This window comes from Streptomyces sp. RK62, assembly GCF_018070255.1.
GTDB classification, from domain to species: domain Bacteria; phylum Actinomycetota; class Actinomycetes; order Streptomycetales; family Streptomycetaceae; genus Streptomyces; species Streptomyces nigra.
Window position 1 is genome coordinate 45,537 of sequence record NZ_JAGPYD010000014.1, and the last position, 20,879, is coordinate 66,415.

General features: G+C 72.7%; 17 protein-coding genes. 13 read left to right on the top strand and 4 right to left on the bottom strand.

All coding sequences use genetic code 11. The annotated features are described in order from the left end of the window. The first annotated feature begins 271 nt into the window (after nucleotides 1-271). Together KBY32_RS25910 and KBY32_RS25915 are read left to right on the top strand one after the other, a co-directional pair. A complete protein-coding gene (locus KBY32_RS25910) occupies nucleotides 272-958 on the top strand; it encodes a response regulator transcription factor (RefSeq protein ID WP_055622140.1) in 687 nt (228 codons plus the stop codon). A gap of 3 nt (nucleotides 959-961) precedes the next feature. After that, entirely contained in the window at nucleotides 962-2,353 is a 1,392-nt protein-coding gene (locus KBY32_RS25915; protein ID WP_210981829.1) for a HAMP domain-containing sensor histidine kinase, read from the top strand. Nucleotides 2,354-2,370: 17 nt separating this feature from the next. On the opposite strand, the gene KBY32_RS25920 is transcribed toward KBY32_RS25915, so the two are convergent. After that, on the bottom strand, nucleotides 2,371-3,366 hold the full coding sequence (locus tag KBY32_RS25920; RefSeq protein ID WP_115509253.1) for a TAXI family TRAP transporter solute-binding subunit: 996 nt from the start codon (nucleotides 3,364-3,366) through the stop codon (nucleotides 2,371-2,373). Nucleotides 3,367-3,486: 120 nt separating this feature from the next. On the opposite strand from KBY32_RS25920, the gene KBY32_RS25925 reads away from it, so the two are divergent. Genes KBY32_RS25925 through KBY32_RS25935 form a run of 3 tightly spaced genes read left to right on the top strand, consistent with a single transcriptional unit; the run spans nucleotide 3,487 to nucleotide 6,219 of the window. Continuing rightward, on the top strand, nucleotides 3,487-3,891 hold the full coding sequence (locus tag KBY32_RS25925) for a MazG nucleotide pyrophosphohydrolase domain-containing protein (protein WP_055622137.1): 405 nt from the start codon (nucleotides 3,487-3,489) through the stop codon (nucleotides 3,889-3,891). Nucleotides 3,892-3,932: 41 nt separating this feature from the next. Beyond that, nucleotides 3,933-5,447, top strand: coding sequence for a tRNA (N6-isopentenyl adenosine(37)-C2)-methylthiotransferase MiaB (miaB, locus tag KBY32_RS25930; RefSeq protein WP_055622136.1), 1,515 nt, complete (start codon nucleotides 3,933-3,935; stop codon nucleotides 5,445-5,447). A 55-nt stretch (nucleotides 5,448-5,502) separates the two neighbouring features. Continuing rightward, the gene (locus tag KBY32_RS25935; RefSeq protein ID WP_210981830.1) at nucleotides 5,503-6,219 is read left to right on the top strand and encodes a class III extradiol dioxygenase subunit B-like domain-containing protein; all 717 of its coding nucleotides are present in this window, start codon (nucleotides 5,503-5,505) and stop codon (nucleotides 6,217-6,219) included. 89 nt (nucleotides 6,220-6,308) lie between these two features. Here the strand turns inward: KBY32_RS25935 and KBY32_RS25940 are convergent, their stop codons facing one another. Continuing rightward, nucleotides 6,309-6,653 carry an antitoxin gene (locus KBY32_RS25940; RefSeq protein ID WP_210981831.1) on the bottom strand — a complete coding sequence of 115 codons (345 nt, stop codon included), beginning with the start codon at nucleotides 6,651-6,653 and terminating at the stop codon, nucleotides 6,309-6,311. Between the two features lie 25 nt (nucleotides 6,654-6,678). Beyond that, on the bottom strand, nucleotides 6,679-6,972 hold the full coding sequence (locus KBY32_RS25945; RefSeq protein ID WP_210981832.1) for a hypothetical protein: 294 nt from the start codon (nucleotides 6,970-6,972) through the stop codon (nucleotides 6,679-6,681). A 181-nt stretch (nucleotides 6,973-7,153) separates the two neighbouring features. On the opposite strand from KBY32_RS25945, the gene miaA reads away from it, so the two are divergent. From miaA to hflX, 6 genes are all read left to right on the top strand, one after another. After that, complete coding sequence (miaA, locus tag KBY32_RS25950; protein WP_115509248.1) at nucleotides 7,154-8,092, top strand: tRNA (adenosine(37)-N6)-dimethylallyltransferase MiaA; 939 nt, start codon at nucleotides 7,154-7,156, stop codon at nucleotides 8,090-8,092. 108 nt (nucleotides 8,093-8,200) lie between these two features. Then, the gene (locus KBY32_RS25955; RefSeq protein ID WP_055622131.1) at nucleotides 8,201-8,704 is read left to right on the top strand and encodes a hypothetical protein; all 504 of its coding nucleotides are present in this window, start codon (nucleotides 8,201-8,203) and stop codon (nucleotides 8,702-8,704) included. Between the two features lie 68 nt (nucleotides 8,705-8,772). After that, entirely contained in the window at nucleotides 8,773-9,642 is an 870-nt protein-coding gene (dapF, locus tag KBY32_RS25960) for a diaminopimelate epimerase (protein ID WP_055622130.1), read from the top strand. A gap of 297 nt (nucleotides 9,643-9,939) precedes the next feature. After that, complete coding sequence (locus tag KBY32_RS25965; protein ID WP_210981833.1) at nucleotides 9,940-12,123, top strand: bifunctional (p)ppGpp synthetase/guanosine-3',5'-bis(diphosphate) 3'-pyrophosphohydrolase; 2,184 nt, start codon at nucleotides 9,940-9,942, stop codon at nucleotides 12,121-12,123. 155 nt (nucleotides 12,124-12,278) lie between these two features. Continuing rightward, a complete protein-coding gene (locus KBY32_RS25970; protein ID WP_210981834.1) occupies nucleotides 12,279-13,862 on the top strand; it encodes a M1 family metallopeptidase in 1,584 nt (527 codons plus the stop codon). 187 nt (nucleotides 13,863-14,049) lie between these two features. Further along, nucleotides 14,050-15,543, top strand: a complete 1,494-nt coding sequence (gene hflX / locus KBY32_RS25975; RefSeq protein ID WP_108709037.1) for a GTPase HflX — start codon at nucleotides 14,050-14,052, stop codon at nucleotides 15,541-15,543. Between the two features lie 76 nt (nucleotides 15,544-15,619). Here the strand turns inward: hflX and KBY32_RS25980 are convergent, their stop codons facing one another. Next, nucleotides 15,620-16,840 (bottom strand): serine protease, encoded by a 1,221-nt coding sequence (locus tag KBY32_RS25980; RefSeq protein ID WP_210981835.1) that lies wholly within the window; start codon nucleotides 16,838-16,840, stop codon nucleotides 15,620-15,622. Nucleotides 16,841-17,312: 472 nt separating this feature from the next. Here KBY32_RS25980 and KBY32_RS25985 point away from each other — a divergent pair, with 472 nt between their 5' ends. Then, nucleotides 17,313-18,797, top strand: coding sequence for a diaminobutyrate--2-oxoglutarate transaminase family protein (locus tag KBY32_RS25985; protein ID WP_210981836.1), 1,485 nt, complete (start codon nucleotides 17,313-17,315; stop codon nucleotides 18,795-18,797). Between the two features lie 209 nt (nucleotides 18,798-19,006). Continuing rightward, a complete protein-coding gene (locus tag KBY32_RS25990) occupies nucleotides 19,007-20,875 on the top strand; it encodes an IucA/IucC family protein (RefSeq protein ID WP_308293795.1) in 1,869 nt (622 codons plus the stop codon). Nucleotides 20,876-20,879 lie beyond the last annotated feature (4 nt).

A 20,879-nucleotide genomic window follows, 5' to 3' on the forward strand; every position in this document is an offset into this window, starting at 1 on the left:
CCGTCCTCCTCGGTTTCGCAGGACAGTAGTGACCGTTCCCGACCTGCGTCATTAGTTCTGAGGTGAATCTGAGCATCACGATCCGATAGCAATCGGACACGTGTCGTAGTACCGGCGAACGGGCGCGTACCGGCTGCATAACGGAAACAGCGAGCAACCGGAACCCTCTTGACGCCGTCCTCGTCCATCAGCGTGACTGCCATGTGCACGCGCGGGTCCCCCGATCCGTATCTGTCGTAACCGTACGCCCGGTGAACCGAAGGAGGCACGGATGAGACTGCTTCTCGTCGAGGACGACAACCACGTCGCCGCCGCGCTGTCCGCGGTCCTGGCCCGGCACGGTTTCGACGTCACCCACGCGCGCAGCGGCGAGGAGGCCCTTCAGGCGCTGGTCCCGGAGGGCAACGGCTTCGGTGTCGTCCTCCTCGACCTCGGCCTGCCCGACCAGGACGGCTACGAGGTCTGCGGCAAGATCCGCAAGCGCACCAGCACCCCCGTGATCATGGTGACCGCGCGTTCCGACGTCCGCTCCCGCATCCACGGGCTGAACCTCGGCGCCGACGACTACGTCGTGAAGCCGTACGACACCGGGGAGCTGCTCGCCCGGATCCACGCGGTCAGCCGGCGCAGCGTGCCGGAGGACGCGGCGACGGGCGGCGAGGGCGTGCTGCGTCTCGGCGCCGTCCACATCGAGCTGCCCACCCGCCAGGTCAGCGTGGACGGCTCGGTCGTCCAGCTCACCCGCAAGGAGTTCGACCTGCTCGCCCTGCTCGCGCAGCGCCCCGGCGTGGTCTTCCGCCGGGAGCAGATCATCAGCGAGGTGTGGCGAACGAGCTGGGAGGGGACCGGGCGCACCCTCGAGGTGCATGTGGCGTCCCTGCGGGCCAAGCTGCGGATGCCGGCGCTGATCGAGACCGTGCGCGGGGTCGGCTACCGGCTCGTGGCCCCGGCGGCGTAGCGGGTGCGCACTCGGCTGCTCCCGCTGCTCATCGTGCTGATGGCGGCCGTGCTGCTCGCGCTCGGCGTGCCCCTCGCGGTGAGTCTGGCCGCCGCCCAGCAGCAGAAGGTAGTCGTCGACCGGATCGACGACACGGCGTACTTCGCGGCCATCGCCCGCCCCGCCACCGACGCCGCCGCCGGCTCCCGTGACGTCCTGCGCGTCCTCAGCCGGGAGCTGGAGAACTACCACGAGGTCTACGGCATCCGAGCCGGAGTCTTCCTGCCCAACGACACCCCGCTGGCCAGCGGGCCGAGCACCTGGTTCCTGCCCGGCTCCGGCGAGGTGCGCGACGCCTTCGAGGAGTCGCTGCTCAGCCGGCGCAGCCACGATCCGCAGCAGGTGTGGCCCTGGCAGCGGGGCCGGCTCGTCATCGCCTCACCGGTGATCCGGGACGGTGACGTCGTCGCCGTCGTCGTCACCGACTCGCCCACCGGGCCCATGCGGTCCCGGATCCTGCACGGCTGGCTGATCATCGGCGCCGGTCTGACCGCCGCCATGCTGGTGGCCGTCGGCGCCGCGCTCCGGCTCACCGGCTGGGTCCTCCGACCGGTCCGGGTCCTCGACGTCACCACGCACGAGATCGCCAGCGGACGGCTGAAATCCCGGGTCGCGGTGGCCAGCGGACCGCCCGAGCTGCGCCGGCTCGCCCGGTCGTTCAACGAGATGGCCGACAACGTCGAGGACGTCCTGGAGCAGCAGCGCGCCTTCGTCGCCGACGCCTCCCACCAGCTGCGCAATCCGCTCGCCGCCCTGCTGCTGCGGATCGAGCTGCTCGCCTTCGAGCTGCCGGAGGGCAACGAGGAGATCGCCTCCGTCCAGGCCGAAGGGCGGCGGCTGGCCCAGGTCCTGGACGACCTGCTCGACCTGGCGCTCGCCGAGCACACCGAGGCCGACGTCCGGCTGACCGACATCGGCGCGCTGACCGCCGAGCGGGTCGCGGCCTGGGCGCCGACCGCCGAGGCGAAGGGTGTACGGCTGCGGGGGACCTGTCCGGCCACCACGGGCTGGGCCGACCCGGTGGCCCTGTCCAGCGCGCTGGACGCCGTCATCGACAACGCCGTCAAGTTCACCCCGCCCGACGAGAGCGTCGAGGTGACCGTCGCGGCCGACGGCGACACGTCGACGATCGAGGTGGCCGACCGCGGCCCCGGCCTCACCGACGAGGAGCTGGCCCGGATCGGCGACCGCTTCTGGCGCAGCGGACGCCACCAGAACGTGAAGGGCTCCGGTCTCGGCCTGTCGATCTCGCGGGCCCTGCTCGCGGCGGGCGGCGGCACCATCGCGTACGCCCATCACGAGCCGCACGGCCTGCGGGTGACGGTGACGGTGCCGAGGACCGGCCCGACCGTGTAGAGCGCGTCGGCGTCGCGCTAGGGCTTCACCGACCGGTAGTACCGCCGGGCGCCCTCGTGGAGGCCCAGGGGGTCCGTGTAGATCGCCGTCCGCAGGTCCACGAGCTGCGCGGAGTGCACATGGGCGCCGATGCCGTCCCGGCTCTTGATGACCGTCCGGGTCAGCCACTCGGTGAGCCGCGGGTCCATGTCCTTGCGGGTGATCAGCAGGTTGGAGACGGCGATGGTCGGCACCGTGCTGCCGTTCTGGACGGTGGGGTAGGCCGACTCCGGCATGTTCGTCGCGCGGTAGAAGTGGGCCGCGTCGCCCTGGGCGTGCACCTTGGCGACGAGACCGGCGTCGATCGGCACGAAGCGGAAGGACGACGTCTCCGCGATCTTCTCCAGGCCGTCCGTCGGCACCCCGCTCGACCAGAAGAACGCGTCGAGTTCCTTGCCGAGCCGTGCGGGCCCGGTGTCGATGCCGTCCGAGCGGGGCGTGATGTCCTTGACCGGGTCGATGCCCGCCGCCTCCAGCACCCGGGTGGCGATCAGCCGCACCCCGGAGTCCGGCAGCCCTATGGCCACCCGCTTGCCCTTGAGGTCGGCGACGGACCGGATGTCCGAGTCCGGCGGCACCACGAGCTGCACGTAGTCGTCGTAGAGGCGGGCCACCCCGCGCAACCGGCCGGCGACAGGCTTGCCGCCGACCTTGAAGGTGTCGACCGCGTCGGCGGCGGCGATCGTGAAGTCGGCCCGGCCGGTCGCGACCCGCTGGACGTTCTCCTGCGAACCGTCGCTCGTCAGCAGTCGCACCTTCAGCTGGGGCATGTCCTTGGCCAGCTCCTCGCGCAGCAGCTCGCCGTACTCCTGGTACACCCCCGCGCGCGTGCCCGTGCTGAAGGTGATCGTCCCGCTCGGCGGGTCCTCGCCCAGTGGCAGCACCCACCACAGCAGCAGTCCGAGGGTCACCAGGCCGACGGCCCCGCCCTGAAGGGCCCGGCGCCGGCTGATGCGGGAGAGTGCGGTGGACATGGCCGCGATCCTGCCAGCCGGGGCACGCCCTGACCAGGGCCGAGGTCACAGGCACAGCCCGGGCCACTTGCCTCAGGCACAGCCCGGACCGGGTCCGGCCCGCTCGCTACAGTCGGCCGCATGAGTTCCTCTCCCGCCGACCTGGTCCGTGAGTTCCACCTGGCCTTCGGGCTCGACGCCCGCACCACCCCGACGGAGGTGGCGCCGGAGCTCGCCGCCCACCGGGGAGAGCTGCTCGCCGAGGAGGCGGCGGAGGTCGCCGAGGTCGCCGTGACCGGGCCGCTCGACCGGCTCGCGCACGAGCTGGCGGACGTCGTGTACGTCGCCTACGGCACCGCCCTCGTCCACGGCATCGACCTCGACGCCGTGCTGGCCGAGATCCACCGCTCCAACATGACCAAGCTCGGTCCGGACGGCCGGGTCACGCGCCGGGCCGACGGCAAGGTCCTCAAGGGCGACCACTACGAGGCCCCGGACGTCGGTGCCGTCCTGCGCCGCCAGGGCTGGGCGCCGGGCCCCTCCTGACGGGTGAATGGGGTGTCGGTGGGACCGCATACCCTTGTCCCATGAGCAGCAGTGACCGGAGCCAGGCCGTGGACGTCAGGACGTATGAGGTGCGCACCTACGGGTGCCAGATGAACGTCCATGATTCCGAGCGATTGTCCGGTCTGCTGGAGGACGCCGGGTACGTGCGTGCCCCCGAGGGCTCCGACGGCGACGCCGACGTCGTCGTCTTCAACACCTGCGCGGTCCGGGAGAACGCCGACAACAAGCTGTACGGCAACCTCGGCCACCTCGCCCCGAAGAAGGCGAGCCGGCCCGGCATGCAGATCGCCGTCGGCGGCTGCCTCGCCCAGAAGGACCGCGACACCATCGTCAAGCGCGCCCCCTGGGTGGACGTCGTCTTCGGCACGCACAACATCGGCAAGCTGCCCGTCCTGCTGGAACGCGCGCGTGTGCAGGAGGAGGCGCAGGTCGAGATCGCCGAGTCGCTGGAGGAGTTCCCCTCCACGCTGCCCACCCGGCGCGAGAGCGCCTACGCGGCCTGGGTCTCGATCTCCGTCGGCTGCAACAACACGTGCACCTTCTGCATCGTCCCGGCCCTGCGCGGCAAGGAGAAGGACCGCCGCCCCGGCGACATCCTCGCCGAGGTCGAGGCGCTGGTCGCCGAGGGCGTCAGCGAGATCACCCTGCTCGGGCAGAACGTCAACGCGTACGGCTCGGACATCGGCGACCGCGAGGCGTTCAGCAAGCTGCTGCGGGCCTGCGGGAAGATCGACGGCCTGGAGCGCGTCCGCTTCACCTCACCGCACCCGCGCGACTTCACCGACGACGTGATCGCCGCCATGGCCGAGACGCCGAACGTGATGCCGCAGCTGCACATGCCGCTCCAGTCCGGCTCGGACACCGTCCTGAAGGCGATGCGCCGCTCCTACCGCCAGGACCGCTACCTCGGGATCATCGAGAAGGTCCGCGCCGCCATCCCGCACGCCGCGATCACCACCGACATCATCGTGGGCTTCCCCGGCGAGACCGAGGAGGACTTCGAGCAGACCCTGCACGTCGTGCGCGAGGCCCGCTTCGCGCAGGCGTTCACGTTCCAGTACTCCAAGCGCCCCGGCACCCCCGCCGCGACCATGGACGGCCAGATCCCCAAGAAGGTCGTCCAGGAGCGCTACGAGCGTCTCGTCGCCCTCCAGGAGGAGATCTCCTGGGAGGAGAACAAGAAGCAGGTCGGCCGCACCCTGGAGCTGATGGTCGCCGAGGGCGAGGGCCGTAAGGACGACGCCAGGCACCGGCTGTCCGGCCGGGCCCCCGACAACCGCCTGGTGCACTTCACCAAGCCGGACCAGGAGGTCCGCCCCGGTGACGTGGTGACCGTCGAGATCACCTACGCCGCCCCGCACCACCTCCTCGCCGAGGGCCCCGTCCTCGACGTGCGCCGCACGCGCGCGGGCGACGCCTGGGAGAAGCGCAACGCCGCCGAGCAGGCCGAGCCGGCCGGTGTGCTGCTGGGCCTGCCCAAGGTGGGCGTGCCCGAGCCGCTGCCGGTGGTCACCGGGGGCTGCGCGATCGACTGACGGCACCCGGGAGCCGTCCCCGGCGGCCGTGAGGCGCCGCAGTAGGCTGCCGATCATGCTTGTCGCCGCCGCAGTCTGCCCGTGCCCGCCGCTTCTCGTGCCCGAGGTCGCGGCGGGCGCCGCCCCCGAGCTGGACGCCGCGCGTGCCGCGTGCGCCGACGCGCTCGGGGTGCTCGCCGCCGCCCGGCCCGACCTGCTGCTGGTCGTCGGACCCACCGAGGAGAGCGGGGCCGGGACCTACGCGGAGGGCACACCGGGCTCCTTCCGGGGCTTCGGTGTGGACGTCGGCGTACGCCTGGGTACGGCGACCGCGGACGCGCCGCCGGAGGGCGCGCTGCCGCCGTCCCTCGCCGTCGCCGCCTGGCTCCTTGAGCGCACCGGCTGGGCGGACGCCCCGATCGAGGGACTCGCCGTGGCGGAACCGACGAGCGCCGAGCGGTGTATCCGGATGGGGAGGGAGATCGCCGCCCGGGCCGGCCGGGTGGCGCTGCTGGTGATGGGCGACGCCAGCGCCTGCCGCACGCTCAAGGCGCCCGGCTATCTGGACGAGCGGGCCGAGCCCTTCGACGCGTCCGTCGCCCGTGCGCTCGGCTCGGCGGACGTGTCCGCCCTCAAGGCGCTCGACATCGAGCTGGCCCGCGAGCTGCAGGCGGCGGGCCGGGCCCCGTGGCAGATCCTGGCGGGTGCCGCCGAGGAGGCGGACCTGGCGGGCGCCCTGCTCTACGAGGACGCGCCGTACGGCGTCGGATACCTGGTCGCCACCTGGTCCTGACCTCCCCCGCAGACGGCGGACGGCCGCGCGCCCCGAAACGTCTCCGGGGGCTGCGCGGCCGTCCGCCCTATGCGCCGGTCAGGCGAGGGTCAGGTGGTCGGCGGCGGTACGTCCGGCGGTGGCGTGCCACCACCCGTGGAGGGGCCACCCGTGGAGGGGCCGCCCGCGGAAGGGCCACCCGCGGAAGGGCCACCTGCGGAGGGGCCGCCCGCGGAAGGGTCGTCGCCCTTGTGGGTGATCCGCTCCATGGCCCCGTGCGCCTTGCCCGTGCCCGAATGGATCTTGTCGCTGTACTTGCCCTTGGTCCGCTCGTCGACGACCTTGGCGGCCTTGTCGAGGCCGTGGTGCACCTTGTCCTCGTGCCGCTGTGCGAAGTCGGAGACCTTGTCCTTGGCCGGACCGATCTTCGCCTTCAGATTGTCCATCAGACCCATGCTTCACCCTTCCCGCGCGGGGCAGTCACCTGCGGGCGCCCTCACCGGCCTCACTGTCGGCGGCCTCGTCGGCGGACTGCTGCTTGGGGATCTCGACACCCTCGTCGGTGCCGGTCCCGTCGGCCTTGTCCGTCCCGTCGGTCTCAGCGGCCGCTGCGGGGGCCGTCTCCTCCGCCTCCGCTTCGGACGGAGCCGTCGGCTCCGCAGCCTCCTCCGCCTCGGCCTCGGAATCGACCGTCACCGTGGAGGCCTCGGCCTCGGCGGGCGACGCCTCCTCCGACGCCTTCGACCTGCCAAAAATCCGAGCGAAAACGCCCATATCCACTCCATACGGTACTCGTGCGGGCGAAATCCCGCGTCGTCCGGTGCGTCCGTTTGCGCCCCCGGGTCGCCGCGCGCTCCGAAAGGGCGGCGAAACCTCGCAACAGGCAACGACCCCGCGCACGGCCCGTCACGTAACTCGTTCGAGACCATCCCCTGAGGTTTGCGAGACTGGGGCGGTGAGCAGTGCACCCCCCTCCCCGCGCGTCATCGCCGTCGTCGGACCCACCGCGGCCGGAAAGTCCGATCTGGGCGTCTTCCTGGCGCAGCGACTCGGCGGCGAGGTCGTCAACGCCGACTCCATGCAGCTCTACCGCGGGATGGACATCGGCACCGCCAAGCTGACGCCGCAGGAGCGCCAGGGCGTCCCGCACCACCTGCTGGACATCTGGGACGTCACGGTCACCGCCTCCGTCGCCGAGTACCAGCGCCTCGCCCGCGCGCGGATCGACGCCCTGCTCGCCGAGGGCCGCTGGCCCGTCCTCGTCGGCGGCTCTGGGCTGTACGTCCGGGGCGCCGTCGACAACCTCGAGTTCCCCGGCACCGACCCCGAGGTCCGGGCCCGGCTGGAGGAGGAGCTGGCGCTGCGCGGCTCCGGGGCGCTGCACGCGCGCCTGGCGGCCGCCGACCCCGCCGCCGCGCAGGCGATCCTGCCCGGCAACGGCCGCCGGATCGTCCGGGCCCTGGAGGTCATCGAGATCACCGGACAGCCCTTCACCGCCAACCTCCCCGGTCATGACTCCGTGTACGACACCGTCCAGATCGGCGTCGACGTGGGCCGCCCCGAGCTCGACGAGCGCATCGCGCGCCGCGTCGACCGGATGTGGGACGCCGGGCTCGTGGACGAAGTACGCGCACTGGAGGCGAAGGGGTTGCGAGAGGGGCGTACGGCGTCGCGCGCGCTCGGCTACCAGCAGGTGCTCGCGGCGCTCGCCGGGGAGTGCACCCTCGACGAGGCCCGCGCCGAGACCGTCCGTGCCACCAAACGCTTCGCGCGCCGTCAGGATTCATGGTTCAGGCGCGACCCGCGGGTGCACTGGTTGAGTGGGGCTGCGGCAGATCTCACAGAACTTCCGCATCTCGCCCTGGCGTTGGTCGAACGACCGGTTACAGCCTGATCACGTGATGGCATCGGGACGCTCCGGTCGTCATCCGGGCCTGCGCCACCGTGCCATCATCGAGCTTCGATCGACCAAGTGGAGTCCGAGTTGGGAGGGCGCGTGGCGATGGAGGCCGGCCCTCGCGACACCGCACAAGGCACGGAGAACCTGACCACCGACACCGGTGACCGGGAACCCGACGGCGAGCGTCTGAGCCCGGACGGACCCGACGACACCGACGGCGGCGTGACCGATGACGGTCCCACGCCGGAGGAGATGTACACCGGCGGTCCCGAGGTCGAGGTCGAGCTCCGCCCGCAGCGCCGTCTGCGCCTGTGGCAGCTCGCGCCCATCGTGGGCCTGGGCGCGGTCGGCTCCCTGATGTTCGCCTTCCCCCTCGCCTTCGACTTCGGCGACAGCGGCGCCGTGATCGCCATGCTGGGGCTGCTGATCTGCCTGTGCGCGGCCGGCTGGGGCATGATGGCCGCCCGCCGCGTGGGCTACACCTGGCCCGGTCTGCCTCCGCGCGGCTCAGGCCGCCGGCCGGACTGGCGCGTCGTCGGGGCGTACTGCCTGCTGGTCGCGGCGATCGTCGCGCTGGCCGTGTGGCGCGTGGCCCGCCTGCGCTGAGCCGGGCCCCCGGGGGCTCCCCCCTCCTCCCCGCACGGGGTGTCCGACCCGCACCGTACGATCGAGGGATGAGCACGCGGATCGCCTTCCTCAAGGGTCACGGCACCGAGAACGACTTCGTGATCGTCCCCGACCCGGAGAACGTCATCGAGCTGCCCCCGGCCGCCGTCGCCGCCCTGTGCGACCGCCGCGCGGGCATCGGCGGCGACGGCCTGCTGCACGTCGTGCGGTCGGAGGCGCACCCCGAGGCCCGCCACCTGGCGGCCGAGGCCGAGTGGTTCATGGACTACCGCAACGCCGACGGCTCGATCGCGGAGATGTGCGGCAACGGCGTACGGGTCTTCGCGCGCTACCTCCAGCGCGCCGGGCACACCGGCGAGGGCGATCTCACGGTGGCCACCCGCGGCGGCGTGAAGACCGTGCACATCGACAAGGACGGCGGCGTCACCGTCGGTATGGGCCGGGCCCGCCTCCCCGAGGGCGATGTCACCGTCAGCGTCGGCGACCACAGCTGGCCCGCCCGCAACGTCAACATGGGCAACCCGCACGCCGTGGCCTTCGTCGACGACCTCGCGGACGCCGGGTCGCTGAACGAGGCGCCGCCGTTCAGCCCGGCCTCCGCCTACCCGGACGGCGTCAACGTCGAGTTCGTCGTGGACCGCGGCCCCCGGCACGTCGCGATGCGCGTCCACGAGCGGGGCTCCGGCGAGACCCGCTCCTGCGGCACCGGCGCCTGCGCGGTCGCCGTCGCCACCGCCCGCCGGGACGGCGCCGACCCCACCGCCACCGGCGCCCCGGCCACGTACACCGTGGACGTCCCCGGTGGCACCCTCGTCATCACCGAGCGGCCGGACGGCGAGATCGAGATGACCGGCCCCGCCGTGATCGTGGCCGAGGGAGAGCTGGATGCGGAATGGCTGGAATCATTCGTCCGCTGAGGCCCGCCGTCGATCCCGTGTACGGGACGGACGGCCTCCGGGCCCGGCGTTTCGGGGTCCTCACGGCCCCGGCGCGTTCGACGGCGTGGACCGGGCCCGTCCGGATGGCGCAAACCGTAAACCCGCAAAGCCTCGCTCGAATGGGTGATCCGTTTCACGCTCGGCGGGAGGCGGTCGGAAGCGCGTGGTGGGCTCGGTAGCATCAAGCACCGGCCCGGACGGGGAGAAGTCGCCATCCCCTGTGCCGAGTCCGTCATGGGGAACCCCGTCCGCCGGTCCACGCAGCCGGAGGTGCCCATGAGTGCGGAGGCCACGAATTCCGCGACGCCCGGCCCGGTATCAGGCGCCGTGACGCCTGCCGTGCCCCGCAGGAAGTCCCGCGCCCGCATCGATCTGCGCCGCCTCGGACGGGCCGCGCTCCTCGGCCCCACCGCACGCGGCCGGCTCCCCGACGCCATCAGCCATGTCGTCGACGCGCACCGGGCCCATCACCCCGACGCCGACCTCGAACCCCTTCGCCGCGCCTATGTGCTGGCCGAGTCCTCGCACCGCGGCCAGATGCGCAAGAGCGGCGAGCCGTACATCACCCACCCGCTCGCCGTGACCCTCATCCTCGCCGAACTCGGCGCCGAGACCACGACGTTGACCGCCTCCCTCCTCCACGACACCGTCGAGGACACCGACGTGACGCTGGATCAGGTCGGCGAGCAGTTCGGCGAGGAGGTCCGCTTCCTCGTCGACGGCGTCACCAAACTGGAGAAGGTCGACTACGGCGCCGCCGCCGAGCCCGAGACCTTCCGCAAGATGCTCGTCGCCACCGGCAACGACGTGCGCGTCATGTCGATCAAACTCGCCGACCGGCTGCACAACATGCGCACCCTCGGCGTGATGCGCCCCGAGAAACAGGCCCGCATCGCCAAGGTCACCCGCGACGTCCTCATCCCGCTCGCCGAGCGGCTCGGCGTCCAGGCGCTGAAGACCGAGCTGGAGGACCTGGTCTTCGCGATCCTGCACCCCGAGGAGTACGAGCACACCCGCGGGCTGATCGCCGAGAACGCCGCCCGCGCCGACGACCCGCTCACCGAGATGGCCGACGAGATGCGCACCGTCCTGCGCGAGGCCGGCATCCAGGCCGAAGTCCTCATCCGGCCCCGGCACTTCGTGTCCGTGCACCGCGTCTCCCGAAAACGCGGCCGGCTGCGCGGCGCCGACTTCGGACGGCTGCTGGTGCTGGTGAACGAGGACGCGGACTGCTACGGCGTCCTCGGCGAACTGCACACCTGTATGACGCCGGTCGTCTCGGAGTTCAAGGACTTCATCGCCGTCCCCAAGTTCAACCTGTACCAGTCGCTGCACACCGCCGTGGCCCGCGAGGACGGCCAGGTCGCCGAGGTCCTCATCCGCACCCACCAGATGCACAAGGTCGCCGAGGCCGGAGTGGTCGCGCTCGGCAACCCCTACACCGGGCCCGCCGACGAGCAGGCCGCCGCCGGCGACGGCGAGCGCGCCGACCCCACCCGCCCCGGCTGGCTCTCCCGCCTCCTGGAGTGGCAGGAGGCCGCGCCCGACCCCGACACCTTCTGGTCGACCCTGCGCGAGGACCTCGCCCAGGACCGCGAGATCACCGTCTTCCGGCCCGACGGCGGCACCCTGGGCCTGCCCGAGGGCGCCACCTGCGTGGACGCCGCCTACGCCCAGTACGGCGAGGACGCGCACGCGTGCATCGGCGCCCGGGTCAACGGCCGGCTGGCCACCCTCAGCACCGTCCTGCGCGACGGCGACAGCGTGCAGCTCCTCATGGGGCAGGACCCGGCCTCCGAGCCCTCCCGGGAGTGGCTGGAGCACGCGCACACCCCCGGCGCCCGTATCGCCATCCAGCGCTGGATCGCCTCCCATCCCGCGCCGGGCGAGACCGGAGCCGACCAGAGCGAGGACGGCGCCCCGTTCCGGCAGCCCGCCGAGAACGCCCCCGGCGGCAAGGAGCAACCGGCGTTCCGCCCCGGCGCCGAGGGCGCGGGCGGCCGTCCCGCCTCCGGTGTCCTGGCCGACCGGCCCGGCGCCGCCGTCCGCCTCGCCGGCTGCTGTACGCCCGTACCGCCCGACGAGATCACCGGGTTCGCCGTACGCGGGGGAGCGGTCACCGTCCACCGCGCCGGGTGCACGGCGGTGGCGCGTATGCGCGGCGCCGGGCGCGCGGAGGTCGGCGTGCGCTGGGGGGACACCACGGAGTGCCGGGTCACCCTCGTCGCCGAATCGTTCGTCCGGCCGCATCTGCTGGCGGACCTCACCGAGGCGATGGCGCAGGAGGGCGCCGAGATCGTCTCGGCGACCGTGGAACCCCCGACCCAGCAGCGCGTGCGCCACACCTACACCGTCGAGCTGCCCGACGCCGGCCGGCTCCCCGGCCTGATGCGCGCCATGCGCAACGTCGCGGGCGTGTACGACGTCAGCCGGGCCCACGCCCCGGCACAGCGCGCCTGACCGGACGGTGCCTGACGAGACAGCGCGCCTGACCGGACGGTGCCTGACGGGACAGCGCGCCTGACCGGACGGTGAAGAGACGGCGGGCCACCCGTTCGGGTGGGGCGATCGCGCGCCGTCCACGTCCCGTCGCCGTGCGCTGATAGCCGTGGTCCATGCTGCTCTCCTCCCGCAGCGAGGCTCAGCGACCGGCCCCTGGCGCTCCTCGCCCCCGATCCGCACCCCGCAGGCGCCTGAAGGTGCCCGCCCTGCTCACCCCCGTCGTCTCCCTCTGCCTGCTCGCCGCGAGCGCCCCCGCCACCCCCCTCGGCGTCGGCGACCGGCTCTACCCCCACCTGGGCAACCCCGGCTACGACGTGGCCGCGTACGACCTCTCCTTCACCTACTCCGGCGCCAACGACAAGCCCCTCAAGGCCGTCACCACCATCGACGCCCGGACGACCGCCGACCTGAAGCGCCTCAACCTCGACTTCGCGCACGGCAAGGTCGACTCGGTCGTGGTCGACGGCGAGCCCGCCACCTTCTCGAAGGCGGGCGAGGACCTCGTCGTCACCCCTGCCGAGGAGCTGTCCGAGGGCAGCTGGACACGCATCACCGTGCGGCACACCAGCGACCCCGTCTACGGGAGCAAGCGCGAGGGCGGCTGGGTGCGCACCGCCGACGGCCTCGCCATGGCCAATCAGGCCGACGCCGCGCACGTCGTCTTCCCGTGCAACGACCACCCCTCCGACAAGGCGATCTTCACCATCCGGGTCACCGCGCCGACCGGCTACACCGCCGTGGCCAACGGTCTGCGGACCGACGTGGAGCGCTCGGCGAAGTCGACCACCTGGACGTACCGCACCCGGCACCCCATGGCCACCGAGCTCGCCCAGGTCTCCATCGGCCGCTCCAAGGTCCTGCACCGCACCGGGCCGCACGGTCTGCCCGTCCGGGACGTCGTGCCCGCCAAGGACGTGAAGCTGCTCGAACCCTGGCTGAAGAAGACACCCGGCCAGATCGCCTGGATGGAGGGCAAGGTCGGGCGCTACCCGTTCGAGACGTACGGCCTGCTCATGGCGCACGCCACCACCGGTTTCGAACTGGAGACACAGACGCTGTCCCTCTTCGAACGGGACCTGTTCACCCAGCCCGCGTTCCCCAAGTGGTACGTCGAGTCGATCATGGTGCACGAGCTGGCGCACCAGTGGTTCGGCGACAGCGTCAGCCCGCGCAGCTGGTCCGACCTGTGGCTCAGCGAGGGCCACGCCACCTGGTACGAGGCCCTGTACGCGGCCGAGAAGGCGGACCGGCCGATGGAGGCGCGGATGAAGGCCGCCTACGCCGCCTCCGACCGCTGGCGCGCGGCCGGCGGCCCGCCCGCGGCCCCGAAGGCGCCCCAGCCGGGGAAGAAGACCAGCATCTTCCGGCCCAACGTGTACGACGGCGCGGCCCTCGTCCTGTTCGCCCTCCGGGAGGAGATCGGCGCCACGGCGTTCGACCGTCTGGAGCGCGCCTGGGTGAGCCGCAACCGGGACGGCTCGGCCTCCACGGCGGACTTCGTCGCCCTCGCCGAGGACGTCTCCGGACGGCACTTGGAGGGCTTCCTGCACGCCTGGCTGTACGGGAAGAAGACCCCGCCGATGCCCGGCCGGCCCGACTGGAAGGCCGCCGACCCCGCGAAGACGGCGGCCAAGGGCAAGCCCGCCACCCGGAAGCCGGGCGGCCATGCGAAGGCCGGGAAACCGGCCGGGCGATAAGCCGGTGACGAGACGGCCCGTGCCGTGCGACCATCGTCCGGTCGGCGCGGCACGGGCCACGGGAATCTCCCGGGGTACCCGTGCGTTGTGACCAGTGACGGAACAGCTCTCCGACGCACCACCGAGCGTGACGTCCGGCCGCTGCCTCGTCGCCGCACCACGGAATCCCCAACGACGTAAGGACCCAATGACCTCCTCTTCTTCCTTTTCCCAGGAGTCGAAGCGCCTCGCGCACACCTACCCCGACGGTCTTCGGGCCGATGCCCTGATGGAAGAGGACGTCGCCTGGAGCCACGAGATCGACGGAGACCGGGACGGCGACCAGTTCGACCGCTCCGACCGTGCGGCCCTGCGCCGTGTGGCAGGCCTCTCCACCGAGCTCGAGGACGTCACCGAGGTCGAGTACCGACAGCTCCGTCTGGAGCGGGTCGTCCTCGTGGGCGTCTGGACCTCGGGGACCGTGCGGGACGCGGAGAACTCCCTCGCCGAGCTCGCCGCCCTCGCGGAGACCGCCGGCGCCCTTGTGCTCGACGGCGTGATCCAGCGCCGCGACAAGCCCGACGCGGCCACCTTCATCGGTTCCGGCAAGGCCCTGGAGCTGCGCGACATCGTCGTGGAGTCGGGCGCGGACACCGTCATCTGTGACGGTGAGCTCAGCCCCGGCCAGCTCATCGCCCTCGAAGACGTCGTCAAGGTCAAGGTCATCGACCGTACGGCCCTGATCCTCGACATCTTCGCCCAGCACGCCAAGTCCCGGGAGGGCAAGGCGCAGGTCGCGCTCGCGCAGATGCAGTACATGCTGCCGAGGCTGCGCGGCTGGGGTCAGTCGCTGTCCCGTCAGATGGGCGGCGGCAAGGGCGGCGGTCTCGCCACCCGTGGTCCCGGTGAGACCAAGATCGAGACGGACCGTCGCCGGATCCGCGAGAAGATGGCGAAGATGCGCCGGGAGATCGCGGAGATGAAGACGGGCCGCGACATCCAGCGCCAGTCGCGCCGGCGCAACAAGGTGCCGTCGGTCGCCATCGCCGGCTACACCAACGCCGGCAAGTCCTCCCTGCTCAACCGCCTCACCGGCGCGGGCGTCCTGGTCGAGAACGCCCTGTTCGCGACCCTGGACCCGACCGTGCGCCGGGCCGAGACGCCGAGCGGACGGCTGTACACGCTGGCCGACACGGTCGGCTTCGTCCGGCACCTGCCGCACCACCTGGTCGAGGCGTTCCGCTCCACGATGGAGGAGGTCGGCGACTCCGACCTGATCCTGCACGTGGTCGACGGTTCGCACCCCGACCCGGAGGAGCAGCTGGCCGCCGTGCGCGAGGTGATCAGGGACGTCGGCGCCACCGGCGTACCGGAGATCGTCGTGATCAACAAGGCGGACGCCGCCGACCCGCTGACGCTCCAGCGGCTGCTGCGGATCGAGAAGCGCTCCATCGCGGTCTCGGCCCGTACCGGCCAGGGCATCACCGAGCTGCTCGCCCTGATCGACAACGAGCTGCCGCGCCCGTCCGTCGAGGTCGAGGCGCTCGTGCCGTACACCCACGGCAAGCTCGTCGCCCGCGCCCACACCGAGGGCGAGGTGATCTCCGAGGAGCACACCCCGGAGGGCACCCTGCTCAAGGTCCGGGTGCACGAGGAGCTGGCGGCGGATCTCGCGCCGTACGTACCCACGCCGGCCGGCTGAGCCGTCCCGGCACCGGACACCGCAACGCGAAAGGCCCGCTCACCCTCGGGGGAGCGGGCCTTCCGCATGCCGTGGATCAGCGGGCGAACTTGTCGCTGACCCCGTCGAAGACGGTCTTGGCCTCCTTGCCCAGCCGCGGACCGGCCAGCCAGCCCGACTCGACCGGACCGATCGACGTGTTCGACACCAGCGCCGGCTTGCCGTCGTTACCGGTGGCGACCCAGCCACCACCCGACGAACCGCCCGTCATCGTGCACCCGATGCGGTACATCGTCGGGTCCGACGCGCGCAGCGACAGCCGGCCCGGCCGGTCCTGGCACTGGTACAGCTTCTGCCCGTCGTAGGGCGCCGCGGCCGGGTAGCCGATCGCCTTGATGCTCTTCACCTTGGGCACCGCCGGGGCGGCGAACTCCACCGGAAGCGCGGAACCCACGGTCTCCTCCAGGGACTTGCCGCCCCCGTTCTCCGGCTTCACATGCAGCACCGCGAAGTCGTACGGGGCACCGGCACCGCCGGTCGGACCGCCCTGCGCGATCCACTGGTCCGAGGTCTGCGCCCAGTCGGCCCACCAGACGCCGTACGGAGCGGCCTCCTCCTGGGCGACACCCTCCAACTCGGCCGCGCTGCGCCCGGCGTCGTTGTACGACGGCACGAACGCGATGTTCCGGTACCAGCCGCCGCTCTTGCCCGCGTGCACACAATGGCCCGCCGTCCACACCATGTTGGACTTGCCGGGGTGCGCGGGGTCCTTCACGACGGTCGCCGAGCAGACCATCGTGCCCTCGGGCGCGTCGAAGAACACCTTGCCCGCCTCGGGCACGCTCGCGTGGTAACTCGGCGGCACGGCCTGCGCGTCCACCGGGTCCGGCGTCGGATCGGTCACGCCCTGGTCGCCCGACAGGTCGCTCTCGTCGATACCCCGGTCCGGGTCCTCGGCTTCCCGCATCCGGTCCGGGTCCCAGAGGTCCTCGATGATCGGGTTGATGTAGTCCTTGGCCTCACGCAGCCAGTCGTCGCGGTCCCAGTTCTTCCAGTCGCCGTCCCGCCACTTGTCGATGTCGATCCCGTGCTCGCGGAGCTTGTCCTTGATGTCGTCCGGGATCGTGATCTTGCCTTCGCCGCCGGCCGCGGCGGACGCGGTGGCCTTGCCTCCGCCCCCGGCGTCGGCCTCCCTGGACTCACAGGCGGTGGCGGTGAGGACGAGGGCGGCGGCGAGCGCGACCACCGGCAGCGGGGAGATACCGCGGCGCGCGCTCTTCTCCCTGCGGGCGGTGAACGACGGCCGTATGGATCGCATGGTGTGACTCCCCCTGAGGTGACGGTACTTGTGCCGCTCTCGCATACGTACGCCGGCCGCCGTTCGATCACTTGTCCGGCCGGCGGGCCGATCGTCCGCCCTGCGGCGTGCGCGTACGGCAAGCGGCCCGGTGGAACGGCACCACACACTATGCGGTGGCTGTGGGGGAGTTCCGACGGAACGGCAACGGTTCAGCCACAGCCCGCCGAGCCGGGCAGGTCAGCGCGCCGTGACGGCGTCCTGCCATCGCCGCGACCGCCCTTGTGCCCTCTCCCCGCGCAGAGATTGTGGGGTTACCCGTAACCCGGCGCGCGTCCCGCTCTTTTTAGCGGTGGGGGCCGGCCGTGCGTGCGCGGTCCCCGGTCCCCGGTTCCCCGCAGTTTCGAGTGGACGCTCGCGGGGCTGCGTATGTCGGGACGGGCGAGGACACGCAAGACCCGCTCGCCCCTGGACAGCGGGAGGACAGGGAGCCATGGCCGTAACCGAATCCGTACGCGGGACAGTGCCCGGGACCGAGGACGCGCGCAGCGCGCACGAGGGGATCCTGCGGCGGCAGTCGGCCCGCGAGTCCGCGGCCCGCACCTACGCCCGTGCCCTGCCGATCGTGCCGGTCCGGGCCCGGGGCATGACCATCGAGGGTGCGGACGGCCGCCGTTACCTCGACTGCCTGTCCGGCGCCGGCACCCTCGCCCTCGGCCACAACCACCCCGTGGTGCTGGAGGCCATCCGCGCGGTCCTCGACTCCGGGGCACCCCTGCACGTCCTGGACCTCGCCACCCCCGTCAAGGACGCCTTCGTCACCGAGCTGTTCGGGACGCTGCCGGCCGGACTCGCCGACCACGCGCGCGTGCAGTTCTGCGGACCGGCCGGCACCGACGCCGTCGAGGCCGCGTTCACGCTCGTCCGGGCCGCCACCGGACGGGACGGCATCCTCGCCTTCAGCGGCGCCTACCACGGCATGACCAGCGGGGCGCTCGCCGCCTCCGGGGGCGCCCGCGATGTACGGGTCGCGCGTCTGCCGTACCCGCAGGACTACCGCTGCCCCTTCGGGGTCGGCGGTGAACGCGGCGCCGAACTCGCCGCCCGCTGGACCGAGTCCGTCCTCGACGACCCCAAGTCGGGTGTGCCCGAACCGGCCGGGATGATCCTCGAACCCGTCCAGGGGGAGGGCGGGGTGCTGCCCGCGCCGGACGCCTGGCTGCGGCGCATGCGGCGGATCACCGCCGACCGCTCCGTGCCCCTGATCGCCGACGAGGTGCAGACCGGCGTCGGACGCACCGGCGCGTTCTGGGCCGTGGAGCACAGCGGGGTCACCCCCGACGTCATGGTCCTGTCCAAAGCCATCGGTGGCAGCCTGCCGTTGGCGGTGATCGTCTACCGGGAGGAGCTGGACGCCTGGCAACCGGGCGCCCACGCCGGCACCTTCCGCGGCAACCAGCTCGCCATGGCCGCCGGCACCGCCACCCTCGCCCACGTCCGTGAGAACCGGCTCGCCGAACGGGCCGCCGACCTGGGCGCGCACATGCTGCGGCAGTTGCGCCGGCTCGCGGGCGAGCACGCCTGCATCGGCGATGTGCGGGGGAGGGGGCTGATGCTGGGGGTCGAGGTGGTGGATCCGGAGGCCCCGGCCGTGAGCGCCGGGGAGCCGATCGTCACCCTCGCGGAGACGGCCCGGCCGGCGGACGAACAGCCCCGGCCCGCCGCTCCCCGGCTGGCGGCCGCCATCCAGCGGGAGTGCCTGCGCCGGGGCCTGATCGTCGAGCTCGGCGGCCGCCACTCCAGCGTCGTACGGCTGCTGCCGCCCCTGACCATCACCGACGAGCAGGCGGCCGCGGTGCTGGACCGGCTCGCCGACGCGGTGGACGCCGTGTCGGGCGGCCAGGCCGGGTCCACCTCCGCACCTCAGCGGCCCCCGGGGCCCGGACGGCAGGGCGACCGGGCCCCGCACACCGACTAGGCGCACGCTTCCCGGCCCGCGCTCCAAGGCCACTGGCACATCACCTCACCACCTGAGGCGGCCCCACACCACCGGGGCCACCGCAGCCACGTCACGCGGCACGGCTCACCCCGCCTCCCGCACCACCGCGGGCGCATTCCGCGCCCGGGCCTCACCCCAAGGCGCCACCCACGCACCCCCTGAGCCCCCGTCCCCGCAGAGGACCCACCGTGACGATCACTCCCGCGCCCGACCGCGCCATCGAGTCGAGCTCCTTGCGCGCCCCCGACCTCCTGGACCACCCCGACCCGTGGCAGGCGGCCCAGACGGCCGCCGTGGAGAACCTGCTCCGCTGCTATGTCCGCGAGACCCGGCTGCCGGCGCCGTCCGACGGCGTCCTGCGTCTCCCGCTGCCCACCATCGGCACGACGCTGCTCGTGCCGGTCCACCACTGGTCGCCCACGGGATGGCACCGGTTCGGGCTTCCGCGCCCGGCCGGCACCCCCGAGGGCACCCCGCCGCTCGACGCCGTCACCCTCGCCGCACTCCTGACCCGGGAAGCGGCGGCCGCGCGCTCCTCGGCGGCCAACAGCGACTGCACGACTGAGTCGGGGGGCGAGCGCAGCACCGGCTCGGCGGCTGAGTGCACGACCGACCTCGTCGCGCGTGTCGCCGACTCCGTGCGCCGGACGGCCGTCTTCATCCAGGACCGGCGTGCCCACCCGGCCGACGGCACCGACCGCTTCCTCGCCGCCGAGCAGGCCCTCGTCCTCGGGCACCCGTTCCACCCCACGCCCAAGAGCCGCGAAGGACTGTCCGAGGCGGAGACGCGGGACTACTCGCCGGAGACGCGCGGCTCCTTCCCGCTCGCGTGGCTGGCCGTCGCGCCGGACCTCCTCGCCACCGACTCGGCGTGGACCGAGGGCGGGCGGGTCGTCACCGCCCCCCAGCTCACGGCCCGGCTCGCCGGCCCCGGACTGCCGCTCCCGGACGGTTACGCCGCTCTGCCGCTGCACCCCTGGCAGCTGCGGGAGGTCCGGCAGCGCCCCGGCACCGCGGCCCTCCTCGACGCCGGTCTGCTCCGCGACCTCGGCACCCACGGGCCGTCCTGGCACCCCACCTCGTCGGTCCGCACGGTCCACCGCCCCGGCGCCCCGGCCATGCTCAAGCTCTCCCTCGGCCTGCGCATCACCAACTCCCGCCGCGAGAACCTCCGCAAGGAACTGCACCGGGGCGTCGAGGTGCACCGGCTCCTGCGCGGCGGGCTCGGGACGCGGTGGCAGGCCGCGCACCCGGGCTTCGACATCGTGCGCGACCCGGCCTGGCTCGCCGTCGACGGACCGGACGGCTCACCGGTGAGCGGGCTCGACGTGATGATCCGGCACAACCCCTTCACGCCCTCGGACGACGTGTCCTGCGTGGCGGGCCTGGTGTCGCCCCGCCCGCACAGCCCGGCGGCCGCCCCGGACGCGCCACCGGCACCGTCCCGGCTGGCCGAGGTCGTCACGCGGCTCGCCGCCCGGACCGGACGGCCGCCCGGCGCGGTCGCCGCCGAGTGGTTCCTGCGCTACCTCGAACAGGTCGTACGGCCCGTGCTCTGGCTGGACTCCGAGGCCGGGATCGCCCTGGAGGCCCACCAGCAGAACACGCTGCTCCTCCTCGACGCCGACGGCTGGCCCGTGGGCGCCCGCTACCGCGACAACCAGGGCTACTACTTCCGTGCCTCCCGCCGCGCGGAACTCGACGCACAACTCCCCGGCATCGGCGAACTCAGCGACACGTTCGTCTCCGACGAGGTCACCGACGAACGGTTCGCCTACTACCTCGGCATCAACAACATCCTCGGGCTCATCGGCGCGTTCGGATCCCAGGGCCTCGCCGACGAACGGCTGCTGCTCGCCGCGCTCCGCCGTTTCCTCGGCGACGTGGCCACCGGTCCCGCCCGGCTGCGCACCTCGTTCCCGGCACGGCTGCTCGACTCCCCGGTGCTGCGCTGCAAGGCCAACCTGCTGACCCGCCTGCACGGCCTGGACGAACTCGTCGGCCCGGTCGACACCCAGTCCGTGTACGTCGGCATCCCCAACCCCCTGCACCCCTGATCCA